15 protein-coding genes are annotated in these 16,609 nt (G+C 63.2%); 5 read left to right on the top strand and 10 right to left on the bottom strand.

Annotation, left to right across the window (positions count from 1 at the left end; genetic code table 11):
- Positions 1 to 268 precede the first annotated feature (268 nt).
- Complete coding sequence (locus AD662_RS17375; RefSeq protein WP_053189155.1) at positions 269 to 2,347, top strand: putative bifunctional diguanylate cyclase/phosphodiesterase; 2,079 nt, start codon at positions 269 to 271, stop codon at positions 2,345 to 2,347.
- Positions 2,348 to 2,353: 6 nt separating this feature from the next.
- On the opposite strand, the gene AD662_RS17370 is transcribed toward AD662_RS17375, so the two are convergent.
- Positions 2,354 to 3,454, bottom strand: coding sequence for a DNA alkylation repair protein (locus tag AD662_RS17370; protein WP_053189153.1), 1,101 nt, complete (start codon positions 3,452 to 3,454; stop codon positions 2,354 to 2,356).
- A 303-nt stretch (positions 3,455 to 3,757) separates the two neighbouring features.
- Between AD662_RS17370 and AD662_RS17365 the strand changes: the two genes are divergently transcribed.
- Entirely contained in the window at positions 3,758 to 4,066 is a 309-nt protein-coding gene (locus AD662_RS17365) for an RcnB family protein (RefSeq protein WP_053189151.1), read from the top strand.
- On the opposite strand, the gene AD662_RS17360 is transcribed toward AD662_RS17365, so the two are convergent.
- Both AD662_RS17360 and AD662_RS17355 read right to left on the bottom strand, forming a co-directional pair.
- Positions 4,063 to 4,386 carry a protealysin inhibitor emfourin gene (locus AD662_RS17360; RefSeq protein ID WP_014337835.1) on the bottom strand — a complete coding sequence of 108 codons (324 nt, stop codon included), beginning with the start codon at positions 4,384 to 4,386 and terminating at the stop codon, positions 4,063 to 4,065. The genes AD662_RS17365 and AD662_RS17360 overlap by 4 nt on opposite strands.
- Positions 4,386 to 5,447: a M4 family metallopeptidase gene (locus tag AD662_RS17355; protein WP_018605883.1), complete on the bottom strand. Its 1,062-nt coding sequence runs from the start codon at positions 5,445 to 5,447 to the stop codon at positions 4,386 to 4,388. The genes AD662_RS17360 and AD662_RS17355 overlap by 1 nt, the downstream gene beginning before the upstream one ends.
- A 146-nt stretch (positions 5,448 to 5,593) precedes the next feature.
- Between AD662_RS17355 and AD662_RS17350 the strand changes: the two genes are divergently transcribed.
- Complete coding sequence (locus AD662_RS17350) at positions 5,594 to 5,935, top strand: FKBP-type peptidyl-prolyl cis-trans isomerase (RefSeq protein WP_003202944.1); 342 nt, start codon at positions 5,594 to 5,596, stop codon at positions 5,933 to 5,935.
- 12 nt (positions 5,936 to 5,947) lie between these two features.
- On the opposite strand, the gene AD662_RS17345 is transcribed toward AD662_RS17350, so the two are convergent.
- A complete protein-coding gene (locus tag AD662_RS17345; protein WP_053189149.1) occupies positions 5,948 to 7,084 on the bottom strand; it encodes a cytochrome P450 in 1,137 nt (378 codons plus the stop codon).
- Positions 7,085 to 7,166: 82 nt separating this feature from the next.
- Between AD662_RS17345 and AD662_RS17340 the strand changes: the two genes are divergently transcribed.
- The gene (locus AD662_RS17340; RefSeq protein WP_053189147.1) at positions 7,167 to 7,922 is read left to right on the top strand and encodes an ArsR/SmtB family transcription factor; all 756 of its coding nucleotides are present in this window, start codon (positions 7,167 to 7,169) and stop codon (positions 7,920 to 7,922) included.
- A 208-nt stretch (positions 7,923 to 8,130) separates the two neighbouring features.
- On the opposite strand, the gene AD662_RS17335 is transcribed toward AD662_RS17340, so the two are convergent.
- Positions 8,131 to 8,925 carry an AraC family transcriptional regulator gene (locus tag AD662_RS17335; protein ID WP_014337838.1) on the bottom strand — a complete coding sequence of 265 codons (795 nt, stop codon included), beginning with the start codon at positions 8,923 to 8,925 and terminating at the stop codon, positions 8,131 to 8,133.
- Positions 8,926 to 9,034: 109 nt separating this feature from the next.
- Between AD662_RS17335 and AD662_RS17330 the strand changes: the two genes are divergently transcribed.
- A complete protein-coding gene (locus tag AD662_RS17330; RefSeq protein WP_018605874.1) occupies positions 9,035 to 9,964 on the top strand; it encodes a DMT family transporter in 930 nt (309 codons plus the stop codon).
- A gap of 215 nt (positions 9,965 to 10,179) precedes the next feature.
- On the opposite strand, the gene AD662_RS17325 is transcribed toward AD662_RS17330, so the two are convergent.
- The 5 genes from AD662_RS17325 to AD662_RS17305 form a co-directional block, all read right to left on the bottom strand.
- Complete coding sequence (locus AD662_RS17325; protein WP_053189145.1) at positions 10,180 to 11,199, bottom strand: branched-chain amino acid aminotransferase; 1,020 nt, start codon at positions 11,197 to 11,199, stop codon at positions 10,180 to 10,182.
- Between the two features lie 257 nt (positions 11,200 to 11,456).
- The gene (gene lpdA, locus AD662_RS17320; protein WP_053189143.1) at positions 11,457 to 12,839 is read right to left on the bottom strand and encodes a dihydrolipoyl dehydrogenase; all 1,383 of its coding nucleotides are present in this window, start codon (positions 12,837 to 12,839) and stop codon (positions 11,457 to 11,459) included.
- A gap of 18 nt (positions 12,840 to 12,857) precedes the next feature.
- A complete protein-coding gene (locus tag AD662_RS17315) occupies positions 12,858 to 14,129 on the bottom strand; it encodes a dihydrolipoamide acetyltransferase family protein (protein WP_018605868.1) in 1,272 nt (423 codons plus the stop codon).
- Positions 14,130 to 15,188: an alpha-ketoacid dehydrogenase subunit beta gene (locus AD662_RS17310; RefSeq protein WP_018605866.1), complete on the bottom strand. Its 1,059-nt coding sequence runs from the start codon at positions 15,186 to 15,188 to the stop codon at positions 14,130 to 14,132.
- Position 15,189: 1 nt separating this feature from the next.
- Positions 15,190 to 16,425: a 3-methyl-2-oxobutanoate dehydrogenase (2-methylpropanoyl-transferring) subunit alpha gene (locus AD662_RS17305; RefSeq protein WP_018605865.1), complete on the bottom strand. Its 1,236-nt coding sequence runs from the start codon at positions 16,423 to 16,425 to the stop codon at positions 15,190 to 15,192.
- Positions 16,426 to 16,609 lie beyond the last annotated feature (184 nt).

Raw genomic sequence — 16,609 nt, 5'->3', positions numbered from 1 at the left:
TGCTCGCGAAGGCGTCGTGACATTCAACTTTAATGTAAGCTGGCCCACCGCTTTCGCGAGCAAGCCCGCTCCCACAAGGGGAATTCGTACTTGCCTGAAAAATAGCTGTGAGTTCTGAAAAATCGACGATGTGTCTTTCGTCGAAAATATCCCAGCGTTGATGGCTTTTTGGTATTTGCTTCGTGCGTCCCTGTCACGATTCAGTACAATCGCCGGCCTTCAACCGGGCATGGAAGCAGTCCGGTTCTCCAGTTACGAGAAAAAAACCATGCTCATCGGCAGTTATTCCCCCGCCCTTGTTTCGATTTCCTTGTTTGTTGCCGTGCTGGCGTCCTACACCGCGCTGGACCTGGCCGGGCGGATCGCGACCGCCCAGGGGCGTGCCACGCATTTATGGATGACCGGGGGCGCGCTGGCGATGGGGGTGGGCATCTGGTCCATGCACTTCATCGGCATGCTCGCGTTCAGCTTGCCGGTGGAGCTTGGCTACGACATATCGATCACCGCGCTGTCGCTGCTGGTCGCGATTCTTTCCAGCGGTTTTGCCCTGTGGCTGGTCAGCCAGCCACGATTGCCGGCGTGGCAACTGGCCTTCGGTGCGCTGATCATGGGGGCCGGGATCAGCACCATGCACTACACCGGCATGGCCGCGCTGCGAATGCAGCCAGGCATCGACTATGATCCGACGCTGTTCGGGGCTTCGCTGGTGATTGCCGTCGGCGCTTCGGCGGCGGCGTTGTGGATTGCCTTTCGCCTGCGCCAGAACACCCCCCATGTGCGTCTGGCTCGCGCAGGTGCAGCGGTGGTCATGGGCATGGCCATCGTCGGCATGCACTACACCGGCATGGCCGGCGCGCGGTTCAGCGACGGCAGCTTTTGTGGCTCCCTGGACGGCTTGAGCGGCAAGGGCCTGGACAATCTGGTGTTGATCACCACCCTGGCGGTGCTGGCCATCGCCTTGCTGACGTCGATTCTCGATGCGCGCCTGGAAGCCCGCACTGCGGAGCTGGCGCAATCGCTGACCCTGGCCAACCGGGAACTGACCCAGTTGGCCCTGCACGACCCCCTCACCGGACTGCCCAACCGGGTATTGCTGGCTGATCGTATCGATCAGGCCATGCACCGTGTGCAAGGGCAGGGTGGCTGCTTCGCCCTGATGTTCATCGACCTGGATGGTTTCAAGCCGGTCAACGACGCCTTTGGTCACCACATGGGCGATTTGTTGCTGCGGGACGTGGCCCTGCGCCTGCGCGAAGACCTGCGCAGCCAGGACACCCTGGCGCGGATCGGCGGTGATGAGTTCGTGCTGTTGGTGCAACTGACTGAACCGGACGATGCCTTGCAACTGGCGGCACGTCAGGTCGGCTTGATCGCACGCACGTTCCGGGTGGCTGAGCATGACTTGCAGATCTCCGCCAGCGTCGGCATCGCCGTTTACCCTGGCAACGGCCAGAGCGCCGACGAACTGTTGATGAACGCCGACGCGGCGATGTACCACGCCAAGGGCGCCGGCAAAAACGGCTACAGCTTCTTCGACGCCTCGATGAACAGCAACGCCCGCAAGCAATTGCAGTTGTTGCAAGACTTGCGCCTGGCCCTTGAGCAGCGGCAGTTCAGCCTGTATTACCAGCCCAAGTTCGACGCGACCAACGGCCGGCCGGTCGGGGCCGAGGCCTTGTTGCGCTGGACCCATCCGACCCAGGGCCTGTTGATGCCTGACACCTTCATCGACCTGGCGGAAAAGACCGGGTTGATCATCCCCATCGGCGAATGGGTGCTGAACGAGGCCTGTCGGCAGATGCGCGAATGGTACGTGCTCGGTTATACCGACTGGCGCATTGCGGTGAACCTGTCGGCGTTGCAGTTCTGCCATACCGGTTTGGTACAGAGCGTGGCCAAGGCCTTGGAAACGCATCAGCTGCCGGCCAACAGCCTGACCCTGGAAATCACCGAAACCACCGCCATGAGCGATGCGGACGCGAGCATGACGGTGCTGCAACAGCTCTCGGACATGGGCGTGGACCTGTCCATCGACGACTTCGGCACCGGCTACTCGAGCCTGATGTACCTCAAGCGCCTGCCGGCCAACGAGCTGAAGATCGATCGCGGCTTCGTGCGTGACCTGGAACACGACAGCGATGACGCGGCGATCGTCTCGGCCATCGTCGCCCTCGGCCAGGCCCTGGGCCTGCGGATCGTCGCCGAAGGCGTGGAGACCGATGTGCAACAAGACTTCCTGACCCAGTTGGGCTGCGATTCGCTGCAGGGCTATCTGCTGGGTCATCCGCTGCCGGCCGAGCGGTTCATCCACGACATTCGCCAGGCGCAACGGATAGCGGCGGGCTGAGCCACTTCAAGGCACGATATCGAACGCCGTGCTGCCCAGCCGCTCGCCGTTGATCAGCAGGTGCACGGCATGCCGGCCCGCGTAATGTTTGCGGGTGGTCAACTCGCGAATGTGCTGGGAGCGACTGAGGTTGACGCAACCCTGGGCGGGCAGGTCGAAGGTCTTGAGCTTGAAGACTTTGGCCGAGGTGCCGCCCGAGGCTTTCACGTAGTCGACGGCATAGTCGATCACCAGGCGTTGGCTCTGCCCAAGGGTTGATTGCACCGTGAAGGACAGGGTGACCTGTTCCCCCAGGCGAATCACCGCAGGCGTCACCTGCAAATCCAGCACCTGGACCTGTGCCTTGCCGCCGACCCCGATGACACCCAACGCCCTGGGGTTGCCTTGTTTGATCAGGCTGCGCAGCGCATGCCGGGCGATCCACGCCGTGTGGCGGTCCTGCAGCGGCCAGCCTTCGATCTGGTCCAGCACCCAGTCGGGATGCTGCTTGGTGACGTCGTTGAGGTGGTTGGCCACGGATTTGCGCACATACAGGCTATCGTCGGCCTTGAGCGTGTCGAGGATCGCGGCGGCGAGGTCGGGGTTGGCCTGGATCGGCTCCAGGTGAAACGACCACGGCAAGCGCGGCCGGCTGCCTTCGCTGGCCAGGCGGCGTACGTGCTCGTTGGCGTCCAGCGCCCAGTCGTGCATGACCTTGAGGGTGCGTTCCAGGTCGTCGCGCAGGAAGTGCCGCACGGCGAACTCCGAGGAGCCGAACCGGGTGAAATACTTGAGCGCGTCCAGCGACACGTCGAAGCGATGTCGGCCATAAGACGCCACGTAGTGTGGCAGGAACATGCTGACGAACATGCTGTTCAGGCGCGGGGCCAGGGCCCGCAGCACTTCCAGCGACGCTTCGTAATCGAGGGGCAGCACCGCATGCAGGCACTCACTGACCCGGGCCATGCGCTGCATCACCGACAACTCGGCGAGCCCGTCGTTGGCCATGTGCAAAAACGCCGGGGCATCGAACGCTGGGTAAACCGCGCGCATTTCGCCAGCGATGTGCTCCAGGCGGGCGTTGTTGAAGATTTCCTTGAGGGCAGGGGAAGAGGCGGTGGTGCTCATGATGGGTCCGTCCGGCGGGTGTTGGGCCAAGGCTTGCCACTATGCCATGCCAGGCACAACCCGTGGCGAGGGAGCTTGCTCCCGCTCGGCTCTGTAGGCGCTGTCGAGTGCAACGAGGCTGCGATCTTTCCCCAGACACTTGAGTCTCAAGCGAAAGATCAAAAGATCAAAAGATCGCAGGCTTCGCCAGCTCCTACAGGGTTCAGCGGGAGCAAGCAGGGGGTACAGTTTCCAGAAATTAAGGAATGATTCGCCGCCCGCGAAGTCCCAGATTCAGTCCCTCGAATAACTGGAGTTTTTTCTATGCGCAAACCATCCCTGATCGCCAGCCTGGTCCTGATCGCCGGCCTTGGAGCCCTTGGGCCTGTTGCGCAAGCGGTCGAGAAAACCGGGGAGGCCCTGGAGCATTCGCCAAGCAATGGCCGCAGGCTGGTGGCGAACGACCGGGTACCGGCGGACTACCAGCGCGCAGACAGGGCCATGAAAGACTGGAAACAGAAGAAACTCGAGCAACCGACAAACGAGCAGCAATGGGTGCAGATCGACGACAAGTACTTGCTGGTCGAAACCGTGTCCGGCGCCATCGTCAAGATCGTGCCGGCCACACGTTAGAGCACTTCGCCTTTGTCCCACAGGTGAACCAGCTCGCCGGGTGCCCGGTCCTCGGGCACCTGCAGCACCATCTCGTCGTCCTGGTCGTTGGCGCGATAGTGCACCTCGATCTGGAAAAAACGCTGGTCGCCGCGCCCGGGCGTGGAGGAGGTCAGCGGCAGGCAGCCCTCCAGGACCGAGCAGATGCGGGTGCGCTGGTCGAGGTCGCACTGGGCGAACTCGATTTCCCGTGGTCGGGTCAGCGCATGGATGGCGGCGACGCCACCCTGGCGCGACAGCCGTATCACCGCCTTGTCGTCGAGGTCTGGAAGGGTTTTCATCAGCTCTCCTGTGTCAGGTCGACGCCGACCTGGGCCCAGCCGTTCTGCACCGCTTGCACTTCCCGCGTGCCGAAGCGCTGGCGGGCGTGCTCGACGGTCAGGCGGGCGAAGGCGCTGAAGGACGCGTCATTGGCCAATCTTCGGTCGCACAAGGTTTCATACCAGATCCGGCCGGCCTTTTCCCAGGCAAATCCGCCCAGCGTGGTCGCCACCAGATAAAAGGCCCGGTTGGGGATGCCGGAGTTGATGTGCACGCCGCCGTTGTCTTCACGGGTAATGACGAATTCGCGCATGTGCGAAGGTTGCGGGTCCTTGCCCAGCAACGGGTCATCGTAGGCGCTGCCGGGGTTGGACATGCTGCGCAGGCCGTCGCCGTTGATCTTGTCGGTGAGCAGGTCGGCGCCGATCAGCCAGTCGGCCTGGTCGGCGGTCTGTTCAAGTACGAACTGCTTGACCAGCACACCGAACACATCGGAGATGGACTCGTTCAGCGCACCGGATTGGTTGGCGTAGATCAAGCCGGCCTCGCTTTCGGTGACACCATGGGCCAGCTCGTGGGCCACCACGTCCAGGGAGCGAGTGAAGCGCTGGAAGATTTCGCCATCGCCGTCGCCGAACACCATTTGCGCGCCGTTCCAGAAGGCGTTTTCATAGCCCTGGCCATAATGCACGCTGCCCACCAGGGCGAAGCCTTTGTTGTCGATGGAGTCGCGCCCCAGGACCTTCCAGAAAAAATCATAGGTGGCGCCGAGGGCGTCGTAGGCTTCGTCCACGGCTGGGTCGCCACTGGCCCGCTGGCCTTCCAGGCGGACCGGCTGGCCGGGCAGTTCCATGCTGTTCTGGGCGTCATGCACGCTGCGTTGCGGCTGTCCGGCCTTGCCGGGCTTGGGCCGGTTCGCGGCGGCGGGAAGGTTGCCGGGCGGCCCGGGGTTGTGTCGCAGGCTGCGCACGTGGGTCAAGGTGCCGAGGGCGCTGGAGCGTTGCTGTTCGGAGCCGTGGGCGATGATGCGATTGAGGATGTACGGCGGAATGAAACCGTGGAGCGGACGAGAGTCGAACATCAGAAAATCCTTATCTGAAATGCAGGGACGATACCCATGTGAACCGAAGAGGCCGTCGCGGTTCCCTGCCGCATGGCATACAACGTTTGCCATGCGCCCGGATTTCTGCGAAAACCCCGCGCCTGGATCACACGAGGGATACCGCCATGAATGAAGAGCTGCAAATCATCGACCTGGAACAGGGCGACGGCAAAAGCGTAGTCAAAGGTGCGCTGATCACCACCCAATACCGCGGCACCCTCGAAGACGGCACCGAATTCGATTCGTCCTACAGTCGCGGCAAACCCTTCCAATGCGTGATCGGCACCGGTCGCGTCATCAAGGGCTGGGATCTGGGCCTGATGGGCATGCAAGTCGGTGGCAAGCGCAAGTTGTGGGTGCCGGCCCACCTGGCCTACGGTGAGCGGTCCATGGGGGCCCACATCAAGCCCAACGCCAACCTGATCTTTGAAATCGAGTTGCTGGAAGTCCTGACGCGGGATGATTGATGGCTGAGCGTGTCATGGCCTGTCGGTACGTGACCGCTCGCTGAACAGCGGGATGCGGCCGTTGACGGAGGGGCGATAGCACCAGGTCAACTGATCCAGGAGCGGTTCGCGCTCCAGAATCGCCGTCAGCGTGGCGCAGGCGATGTCCATGGCCAGGGTTTGGCCTGGGCATTCATGGCGCCCGCTGCCGAAGCTGAAGCTGCGGCGGTTCGGGCGGTCGAGCAGCAGAGTGTCTGATTGCGGGTTGAGTTGCGGGTCGCGGTTGGCTGAGGCCAGCAGCACCAGGAGCACCTCCCCGGGGTTCAGCGCAGTGCCGAGGATTTCGCAGGGCGCGGCGATGAAGCGGCGAGTGTTTTGCACCGGCGGGTCGAAACGTTGGACTTCGGCCAGCAATGAGCCGATCTGTGTGGGGGCCTCCCGCAGCGTCCGGCGCAACGCTGGATCGCCGATCAGCGCCAGCAACGTGTTGCCGATCAGGCCTGCGGTGGCTTCATAGGTTTGCGAGAGCAACCCGATCAGGTTGGCGATTTTACTGTCTGGATCAGCGCCCTCGAAGCCTTGACCAATGCCCAGCAGCAAAGGGCTGTCCTGTGCCTCGATCCGCTCCTGGATTAAACCGGTCAGTTGCTCGCTGGCTCGGTGCGCCAAGTCCAGTTGTGGTGCTTGGCTCAAGGGCGACAGACCGGCGACGAAGTCTGCGGTCAATTCGCTGACCCGGTGACAGTCCGTCGGATTGAAACCCAGCAACGCCGCGACCACGCTGGCCGGCCCGATGAATTGGGCCTGGTGCAGGCCTTCGGCGCCCTCTTGGAGAAAGCGGGCCCTGACCAGTGCCTCGACCTGCCGGGGATCGATGCCCTGCAACCGCGGCGCAATCGCCGCCCTCGGGCAACGCTGCCGTTCCCCTTCGTTCATGCGCATCAGGTGGCCGAACACCCGTCCGGCCGCCCCTTCGGCGATGGCCTTTGGCACGGGCTCGTGGGTCGGGCGCACATGGCAATCGGGATGGTGCAGCACCGCGCAAACGGCCTCGGCGCTGCTGGCGATCCACAGGTTCAGCCCGGGATCGAACGCCAGCCCGCCGGCAGCGCGCAGGGCGGCGTAAAAAGGGTAAGGGTCGGAATGTGTCGCGGCGGTGATCGGGTCCATGAAGCGCGGCCTTGTTCGTGATGGAGAAAGTGTTGCTACTATCTCCAGTCGATGCATGGCTTGATTCGTCGGGGAGCGAAATATGAACGCAGAGCACCATGACCTGGGCGTGTCCCAAGTGGCGGCGGCCATTGCCGAACCGGCGCGCACCCGGATGCTGTGCGCGTTGATGGACGGCCATGCCCGCACCAGCACCGAATTGGCGAGCATCGCCGAGGTCAGCGCCTCGACCGCCAGCGCCCATTTGGCGAAACTCAAGCAGATGGCCTTGGTGCGCTTGCATGTCCAGGGCCGTCATCGTTATTACAGCCTGGCCGACCCGCGCGTCGCCCAGGCTCTGGAGGCGCTGATGGTGATCGGCCAGAGCGCCGCACCGACCTTCACCCCGCGCACACCGGATCGCCTGCAATTTGCTCGCACCTGCTACGACCACATGGCCGGCACTCTGGCGGTGCGCCTGCATGACCGGATGATCGAGGCTGGATGGTTGATAGAGGTGGAAGGCGATGGCTATCGGCTGAGTGAGTCCGGGGCGGCGGTGTTCGAGGGCTTGGGCATCGATGTCCAGCACCTTGCCACGCAACGCCGCCGATTCGCCTGTCCCTGCCTGGACTGGAGCATGCGCCGCCCGCACCTGGGCGGTGCCTTGGGCGCGGCGTTGCTGCAAGTGGCGATCAAGCGCAAATGGGTGATCCAGGACCTGGACAGCCGGGCGCTGGGGGTGACGGCCAGTGGCCGCCGGGAGATGGCGGGGCGGTTTGGGGTCAGTGCCGAAATCGATGTCAAACCCACCGCCGTCATCGCGAGCAAGCTCGCTCCCACAGTGGGCCTGCGCTGACCCCATGATTGATGGCTACCGACAGACCCTGTGGGAGCGGGCTTGCTCGCGAAGGGGCCGTCACATCCCACATCCCTGCAAGCTGACCCACCGCCTTCGCGAGCAAGCCCGCTCCCACAATGGAGCTGTGGTGAACACAAAGCTCATGAACACCCAAAATCCCTGTGGGAGCGAGCCTGCTCGCGATGACGATTCCAGCATCGCCTCATCATCCAGCCATATGTCGGCGCCGATACTCATCCGGCGTGGTGCCCATCATTTTGCGAAACATGCTGATGAACGCCGAGGCGCTGCTGTAGCCCAGGTCCAGGCCGATGGTTTCCACGCTCTGGCCGCGTTCGAGCAGGGCCAGGGCCTCGATGACTTTCAGGCGCTGGCGCCATTCCACCAATGACATGCCCAGGTCCCGCTGGGCCCGGCGCATCAGTGTGCGCTCGGTGGTGTTGGCGGCGCGGGCCAGTTGTGGCAAGGAACGCGGGTCGCTGGGGTTCGCCTCCAAGGCTCGCAGCACGGGGCCCAGCAGGGGATCATCCGAGGAGGGCAGATAGCTGCCAACATGGGGTGCCTGCGCCAGCTTGTCCACCAGCACCTGCAGCAAACGCTGCTGCTCGGGCGTCTGTGGCTGGCTCGGTGGGTCGCTGCGCAGTTCTTCCAGCAGGGCGCGGATCAGCGGGCTCAAGGTCAGCGCGCAGGGTACGGCGGGCAACGCGTCGCACAGTTCGGCCGCCAGGTACAACGAACAATGGCAGGCCTCATGCCGATTGAAGCCAACGTGTTCCATGTCCGGCGGCAGCCAGATGCCGTACTGCGGTGGCGCCAGGTAATGGTGCTGGGCGATCTCGATTTCCATCACGCCACTGTAGGAGTAGACGAACTCACCCCAGGCATGCCGGTGCCGGGGGTAAGTGGCATGGGCCGGCATGCAGGCACTGCGAAAGAAAATCGGCGAGGGCAGGGCCGCTTCGAACGGAGGTATCTTCAGATGTTGGGCTGGAGGCTGCATATCGACCGCAATGGCGGATTACCGAGATGGCTTGTCGGGTAATCACTATATCCAGCAAAGGTGTCAGGCAGACAATCCTTTCATCTCTTTCTGCCCAAGGACCGTTCCCATGACCACCCGCCGCGCCCTGGATGGCCAGGTCTGCGCCCTGATGACCGGCCTCTGTGCCATTTGGGGTTTCCAGCAAGTCGCGATCAAGGCCGGCGCCGCCGACATGGCGCCGATGCTGCAACTGGGCGTGCGCTCGGCCATCGCTGCGGTACTGGTCTGGTTGTTGGTGCTGGTGCGCGGTGAACGCCTGTCCCTGGCCGATGGCAGTTGGCGCCCGGGCATGCTGGTGGGGCTGTTGTTTGCCTTGGAGTTCGTGATGGTGGGCGAAGGCCTGCGGCATACGACGGCTTCGCACATGGTGATTTTCCTCTACACCGCACCAATGTTCGCCGCCCTCGGCTTGCACTGGAAACTGCCGAGCGAACGCCTCAAGCCGGCGCAATGGCTGGGCATCGCCGTTGCCTTCGGCGGGATCGTGGTGGCTTTCAGCGGCGGCTCGGGCGCGGCGAGCGGCAGTTCGTTGCTCGGTGACGGCATGGGCTTGCTGGCTGGTGCGCTGTGGGGCGCAACCACGGTGACGGTACGCTGTTCGCGGTTGACGAATCTGCCGGCCAGCCAGACGCTGCTTTACCAATTGGTTGGCGCCGGGGTGTTGCTCATCGGAATGTCGATAGCGCTGGGGCAAACGACGATCAACCCCACGCCACAACTCATTGCCAGCATGGCGTTCCAGGTGTTGCTGGTGTCCTTCGCCAGCTTCCTGATCTGGTTCTCGCTGCTGCGCCACTACCTCGCTTCGCAACTGGGGGTGCTGTCGTTCATGACGCCGCTGTTTGGCATCGGTTTTGGCGTCTGGTTGCTGGATGAGCCGCTGGAGCCGAACTTCATCGTTGGCGCGGCTTTGGTGCTGGGCGGGATCTTGCTGGTCAGCGGTTACGGATGGTTTCGCCAGCGTTGGGGGCGATGGCCGGTTTTGCGTCGGGGGTAACTGAACTCAGGTATAAAAAAGCCCACCCCTGAAGCAGGGGTGGGCTTTTTACTGAGGTCGCGCAATCTCTGTGGCGAGGGGATTTATCCCCGCTCGAGTGCGAAGCGCTCGCAAGGTTTTTGTGGCTCACCCAAGTACTTGGGGGTTGCTTCGCAACCCAGCGGGGATAAATCCCCTCGCCACAAAAAAGCCCTCAAGTGCCTAGGGGGCTTGGATCAAACCTTGACGATCCAACCCGCTGGCGCTTCCACGTCGCCGGTCTGCACGCCGGTCAGCTCTTTGTAGAGCTTCTGGGTGATCGGGCCGACTTCGGTTTCGCTGTGGAACACGTGCAGCTTGTCCTCGTAGCTGATGCCGCCAATCGGGGTGATCACCGCAGCGGTACCGCAGGCGCCGGCTTCCTTGAAGTCCGACAGCTTGTCGATGAACACGTCACCTTCGATCACTTCCAGGCCCAGGCGCGATTTGGCCAGTTCGATCAGCGACAGGCGAGTGATGCCCGGCAGGACCGAAGGGGATTTCGGGGTGACGAATTTGTTGTCGTGGGTGATGCCGAAGAAGTTGGCCGAGCCGACTTCCTCGATTTTCGAGTGGGTCATCGGGTCCAGGTAGATGCAGTCGGCGAAACCGGCCTTCTTGGCCTGGGAGCCGGGCATCAGGCTGGCGGCGTAGTTGCCACCGACCTTGGCCGCGCCGGTGCCTTGTGGGGCGGCGCGGTCGAAGCTGGAGATCAGGAAGTTGTGCGGGGTCAGGCCGCCCTTGAAGTAGGCGCCGACCGGGATGCAGAAAATCGAGAAGATGAACTCGGGTGCGGAGCGCACGCCGATGTTGTCACCCACGCCGATCACGAACGGGCGCAGGTACAGCGCGCCGCCGGTGCCGTAAGGCGGGATGAAGCGCTCGTTGGCGCGGACCACTTGCTTGCAGGCCTCGACGAACTGCTCGGTGTCGACGTGCGGCATCAGCAGGCGGGCGCAGCTGCGTTGCATGCGGGCGGCGTTCTGGTCCGGGCGGAACAGGTTGATCGAACCGTCCTTGCAGCGATAGGCCTTCATGCCTTCGAAGCACTGCTGACCGTAGTGCAGGGCGGTGGAGCCCTCGCTGATGTGCAGCACGTTGTCTTCGGTCAGGGTGCCCGCGTCCCAGGCGCCATCGCGCCAGTGCGACAGGTAGCGCTTGTCGGTCTTGATGTAGTCAAAGCCCAGTTTGTCCCAATTGATGCTCTCGTTACCCATGACACCCTCTTATTTCTTAACAACCGTCGAAACGGTTCAAGGCTTCTGACGTTTTTTGGATGGGGACAACAATACTTCATTCCGGGGCTGTTTCGCAGCCTGTTACATGAATCCTGTAGTTGAAAAACAGCCCTGCAGTCGTTGTGGGGATTGTGGGAGCAAGGCTTGCCCGCGATACAGCCGACGCGGTCCTTGGTGAACCGAGGCGCCTGCATCGCGAGCAAGCTTTGCTCCCACAAGTTACTCACCCACAGCTTTTACAGATGCAACGCATGCCCCAACGCCCGCAACGCCGCTTCCTGCACGGCCTCGCCCAGCGTCGGGTGGGCATGGATGGTGCCGGCGATGTCCTCCAGGCGCGCGCCCATTTCCAGGGATTGGCCGAACGCGGTGGACAGCTCCGACACGCCGACGCCGACCGCTTGCCAGCCAACGATCAGGTGATTGTCCCGGCGCGCCACGACCCGGACGAAACCGCTTTTCGATTCCAGGGTCATGGCCCGGCCGTTGGCCGCGAACGGGAAGCTCGACACCATGCAATCGAGCCCGGCCGCCTTGGCCTCGTCCGGCGTCTTGCCGACCACCACCAGTTCCGGGTCGGTGAAGCACACCGCCGCGATGGCCGTTGGGTTGAACTCCCGATGCTGGCCGGCGATCAGCTCGGCGACCATTTCACCCTGGGCCATGGCCCGGTGGGCGAGCATGGGTTCACCGCTCAGGTCGCCGATGGCCCAGACGTTGCGCATGCTGGTCTGGCAACGGCTGTCGATTTTCAGCGCCGAACCGTTCATCGCCAAGCCCAGCGCTTCGAGGTTCCAGCCCTGGGTGTTGGGTTTGCGCCCAACGGCCACCAGCACCCGGTCGGTGTCCAGGTTCAGCGTCTCGCCATTGGGATCACGCACTTGCAAGGTGCTGGCCTGGGCATCGAAACCTTCGACGCTGTGCTTGAGGTACAGCTTCACGCCCAACTGCTTGAGCGCCTCGTGCACTGGCTGGGTCAGCTCGCCGTCATAGGCTGGCAGGATCCGTTCCTGGGCCTCGACCACGCTGACCTCGGCGCCGAGCTTGCGGTAGGCAATGCCCAGTTCCAGGCCGATATAGCCACCGCCGACCACCACCAGGTGCTTGGGCACCGAGGTGGGGGCGAGGGCTTCGGTGGAGGAAATGATTGGCCCGCCAATCGGCAGCATCGGCAAGTTGACGCTTTTCGAACCGGTGGCCAGCAGCAGGTGTTCGCACTGGATGCGCGTGTCACCGACCTCGACCGTCTTGCCATCGATCACCTTGGCCCAGCCGTGAATGACCTGGACCTTGTGCTTTTTCAACAGCGCCGCGACGCCGGTGGTCAGGCGATCGACGATGCCGTCCTTCCATTCCACGCTCTTGCCGATGTCCAGCGTTGGCGCCGCTACCGTGATACCCAAGGCCGAACCCTGGCTGTGGTGCCGGGTCTGGTGGAACTGCTCGGCCACATGGATCAACGCCTTGGACGGGATACAGCCGATATTCAGGCAGGTCCCGCCCAACGCCTGGCCTTCCACCAGGATGGTCGAGATGCCCAGTTGCCCGGCACGGATCGCCGCCACATAGCCGCCGGGGCCGCCGCCGATGATCAGCAGCGTCGTGTTCAAAGTTTGCATCGCCTGCTCCATTGATGATTAGTCCACAAACAAAGTGGCGGGTTGTTCGAGCAGACCACGCAGGGCCTGGATGAATTGCGCCGCGTCCATGCCGTCGACTACCCGGTGATCGAAGGAGCTGGAGAGGTTCATCATCTTGCGGATCACGATCTGGCCCTTGATCACCACAGGCCGCTCGACGATTTTGTTCACGCCGACAATCGCCACTTCCGGCAGGTTCAGCACCGGCGTGCTGACGATGCCGCCGAGCGCACCGAGGCTGGTCAGGGTGATGGTCGAACCGGACAGCTCATCGCGGCTGGCCTTGCCCGTGCGGGCCGCCGTGGCCAAGCGGGAGATTTCCGTCGCGCTGTCCCACAGGCTACGGGCTTCGGCGTGACGCACCACCGGCACCATCAGGCCAACATCGCTCTGGGTGGCGACGCCCACATGCACCGCACCTGAGCGGTGAATGACCTGGGCTTCGTCGTCGTAGCGGGCGTTCATCTGTGGGAAATCGCGCAGGGCCACGACCAACGCGCGGACCAGGAACGGCAGCAAGGTCAGCTTGCCGCGACTGGCGCCGTGTTTTTCATTCAAGTGAACCCGCAGCTCTTCCAGGGCGGTAACGTCGATTTCCTCGACGTAGCTGAAATGGGCGGCGCGCTGGGTCGCTTCCTGCATGCGCTGGGCGATCTTGCGACGCATGCCGATCACCGGGATCTGCTGCTCGTCGTGGCGCTCGGCATAACCTGAACCGCCCTTGGCCTGGGTCGACGGACCCTGGGCCAGATAAGCCTCGAGGTCTTCGTGCAGGACTCGCCCGGCGGGGCCGCTGCCCTGGACCAGGCGCAATTGAATGCCCAGGTCCAGCGCGTGTTTGCGCACGGCCGGCGACGCCAGTGGACGCTCGTCGGGGTCGCGGGCCACAGGCGCTTGCGGGGCGCAGCGGGGCGCGGCGGTTTTTTCCAGCACCGGCTCAGGTGTCGCCACGGGTGCCGGCTTCGGTGCTTGCGCAGCCGGCGCTGGCGTTGGCGCTTGTTGGGCCGATTCTTTCAGGTTACCCGCACCTTCGACTTCAATGCGGATCAGTTCGCTGCCCACCGCCATGACTTCACCGGGCTCGCCACCCAGGGCGATGACCCGGCCATGCACTGGCGAGGGGATGTCGACCATGGCCTTGTCGGTCATGACATCGGCCAGCACCTGGTCTTCGACCACCATGTCGCCGACCTTGACGTGCCACACCGACAGTTCAACTTCCGCGATGCCTTCGCCGATGTCCGGCATCTTGATAACGTGCGTGCCCATTCAGACCTCCATGACCCGTTTCAACGCCGCGCCCACACGGGACGGCCCTGGGAAATACGCCCACTCCTGCGCGTGCGGGTAGGGGGTGTCCCAACCGGTGACACGCTCGATAGGCGCTTCCAGGTGGTGGAAGCAGTGTTCTTGCACCAACGACACCAGCTCGGCGCCGAAACCGCAGGTGCGGGTGGCCTCGTGGACCACCACACAGCGGCCGGTTTTCTTCACGGATTTGACGATGGTCTCAAGGTCCAGCGGCCAGAGGCTGCGCAGGTCGATGACTTCGGCGTCGATACCGGTCTCTTCGGCAGCCACTTGGGAGACATAGACCGTGGTGCCGTAGGTGAGAACAGTCACGTCCTTGCCCGGACGGGTAATGGCGGCGACGTCCAGCGGCACGGTGTAGTAACCGTCCGGCACCTGCGCCGAGGGGTGTTTCGACCACGGCGTTACCGGGCGGTCGTGGTGGCCGTCGAACGGGCCGTTATACAGGCGCTTGGGTTCGAGGAAGATCACCGGGTCATCGTTTTCGATGGAGGCGATCAGCAAGCCCTTGGCGTCGTAGGGGTTGGACGGCATGACGGTGCGCAGGCCGCAGACCTGGGTGAACATCGCTTCGATGCTCTGGCTGTGGGTCTGGCCACCATAGATGCCGCCGCCGCAGGGCATGCGCAGGGTCATCGGTGCGGTGAACTCGCCGGCCGAGCGATAGCGCAGGCGCGCTGCTTCGGAGATGATCTGGTCCGACGCCGGGTAGACGTAGTCGGCGAACTGGATCTCGGCCACCGGACGCAGGCCGTAGGCGCCCATGCCCACCGCCACGCCGACGATGCCGCTTTCGGAAATCGGTGCGTCGAACACCCGCGAGGTGCCGTACTTGTTCTGCAGGCCTTCGGTGCAGCGGAACACACCGCCGAAGTAACCCACGTCCTGGCCGAACACCACGACGTTGTCGTCGCGCTCGAGCATCACGTCCATGGCCGAGCGCAGGGCCTGGATCATGGTCATGGTGGTAGTGGTCATGGCGGTGTCCAACGCAATATTGTTGTTGTGATCGTTCATGTCAGATCCCCAACTGCTGACGCTGGCGCTTCAAGTGCTCCGGCATCTCTTTGTAGACGTCTTCGAACATGGTCGCGGCGCTTGGAATCTGCCCGCCGGCGAGGGTGCCGTACTGCTCGGCTTCCTTCTGCGCGGCGATCACCTCGGCTTCGAGTTCGGCGGTAACTGCCGCATGTTCCTCTTCGGACCACTGGCCGATCTTCACCATGTGCTGCTTGAGGCGCGCAATCGGATCGCCCAGCGGAAAGTGGCTCCAGTCGTCGGCGGGGCGGTACTTCGAAGGGTCGTCCGACGTGGAGTGCGGGCCGGCGCGGTAGGTGACCCATTCGATCAGTGCCGGGCCGAGGTTGCGGCGGGCACGTTCGGCGGCCCAGCGCGAGGCGGCGTAGACCGCCATGAAATCGTTGCCATCCACGCGCAGGGAGGCAATGCCGCAACCGACGCCGCGTCCGGCGAAGGTCGTGGCTTCGCCGCCGGCAATGGCCTGGAAGGTGGAGATCGCCCACTGGTTGTTGACCACGTTGAGGATCACCGGCGCCCGGTAGACGTGGGCAAAGGTGAGGGCGGTGTGGAAGTCCGATTCGGCGGTGGCGCCGTCACCGATCCAGGCCGAGGCGATCTTGGTATCGCCCTTGATCGCCGAAGCCATGCCCCAGCCCACGCCTTGGACGAACTGCGTGGCGAGGTTGCCGGAAATGGTGAAGAAACCCGCGTCCTTGACCGAGTACATGATCGGCAACTGACGGCCCTTGAGCGGATCGCGCTCGTTGGACAGCAGTTGGCAGATCATGCCCACCAGCGGCACCTCGCGGGCCATCAGGATGCTTTGCTGGCGATAGGTGGGGAAGCACATGTCGTCGATATTCAACGCCAGGGCCTGGCCGCTGCCGATGGCTTCTTCGCCGAGGCTTTGCATGTAGAACGACATTTTTTTCTGCCGTTGGGCAACGACCATGCGGTTGTCGTAGATGCGCGTCTTGAGCATGGCGCGCATGCCTTTGCGCAGGATTTCGAGCGGCACGTCTTCGGCCCATGGACCGTGGGCATTGCCCTGGTCATCGAGCACGCGGATCAGGCTGCGAGCCAGGTCGGCGGTGTCGGACGGTTCGACGTCGATGGAAGGTTTGCGCACCGTGCCGGCATCGGACAGATGCAGGTAGGAGAAGTCGGTCTTGCAGCCGGGACGGCCCGAGGGTTCGGGAACGTGCAGGCGCAGTGGTTCATACGCTGGGTTCATGGCTTTCTACGCTCGATCTTGTGAATTTCTTGTAGTGGGCGCGCTAGCTGACGAATTTCCCCGGGTACGGGAAATTGTCCTACAACAATCATAGGCTCGACGAAGAAGAATATTTTTCTCTGTTGGCTTGCTGTTCAGATCATTTGCAGATAAAAAATCTGCACAACGATAAAAAACAGGATTA

Origin of the sequence: Pseudomonas kilonensis, assembly GCF_001269885.1 — a bacterium.
Lineage (GTDB): Bacteria > Pseudomonadota > Gammaproteobacteria > Pseudomonadales > Pseudomonadaceae > Aquipseudomonas > Aquipseudomonas kilonensis.
Note: the sequence above shows the minus strand (reverse complement) of the source record. Positions and strands in the feature narration are given on the sequence as shown.

Bases quoted from the DNA above. Each gene is read 5' to 3' on its own strand.
- AD662_RS17310 (WP_018605866.1), bottom strand. From the start codon at position 15,188: ATGAACGATCACAACAACAATATTGCGTTGGACACCGCCATGACCACT.
- AD662_RS17360 (WP_014337835.1), bottom strand. From the start codon at position 4,386: ATGAAAACCCTTCCAGACCTCGACGACAAGGCGGTGATACGGCTGTCG.
- AD662_RS17350 (WP_003202944.1), top strand. From the start codon at position 5,594: ATGAATGAAGAGCTGCAAATCATCGACCTGGAACAGGGCGACGGCAAA.
- AD662_RS17325 (WP_053189145.1), bottom strand. From the start codon at position 11,199: ATGGGTAACGAGAGCATCAATTGGGACAAACTGGGCTTTGACTACATC.
- AD662_RS17355 (WP_018605883.1), bottom strand. From the start codon at position 5,447: ATGTTCGACTCTCGTCCGCTCCACGGTTTCATTCCGCCGTACATCCTC.
- AD662_RS17365 (WP_053189151.1), top strand. From the start codon at position 3,758: ATGCGCAAACCATCCCTGATCGCCAGCCTGGTCCTGATCGCCGGCCTT.
- AD662_RS17345 (WP_053189149.1), bottom strand. From the start codon at position 7,084: ATGGACCCGATCACCGCCGCGACACATTCCGACCCTTACCCTTTTTAC.
- AD662_RS17340 (WP_053189147.1), top strand. From the start codon at position 7,167: ATGAACGCAGAGCACCATGACCTGGGCGTGTCCCAAGTGGCGGCGGCC.
- AD662_RS17330 (WP_018605874.1), top strand. From the start codon at position 9,035: ATGACCACCCGCCGCGCCCTGGATGGCCAGGTCTGCGCCCTGATGACC.
- AD662_RS17370 (WP_053189153.1), bottom strand. From the start codon at position 3,454: ATGAGCACCACCGCCTCTTCCCCTGCCCTCAAGGAAATCTTCAACAAC.
- lpdA (WP_053189143.1), bottom strand. From the start codon at position 12,839: ATGCAAACTTTGAACACGACGCTGCTGATCATCGGCGGCGGCCCCGGC.
- AD662_RS17315 (WP_018605868.1), bottom strand. From the start codon at position 14,129: ATGGGCACGCACGTTATCAAGATGCCGGACATCGGCGAAGGCATCGCG.
- AD662_RS17305 (WP_018605865.1), bottom strand. From the start codon at position 16,425: ATGAACCCAGCGTATGAACCACTGCGCCTGCACGTTCCCGAACCCTCG.
- AD662_RS17335 (WP_014337838.1), bottom strand. From the start codon at position 8,925: ATGCAGCCTCCAGCCCAACATCTGAAGATACCTCCGTTCGAAGCGGCC.
- AD662_RS17375 (WP_053189155.1), top strand. From the start codon at position 269: ATGCTCATCGGCAGTTATTCCCCCGCCCTTGTTTCGATTTCCTTGTTT.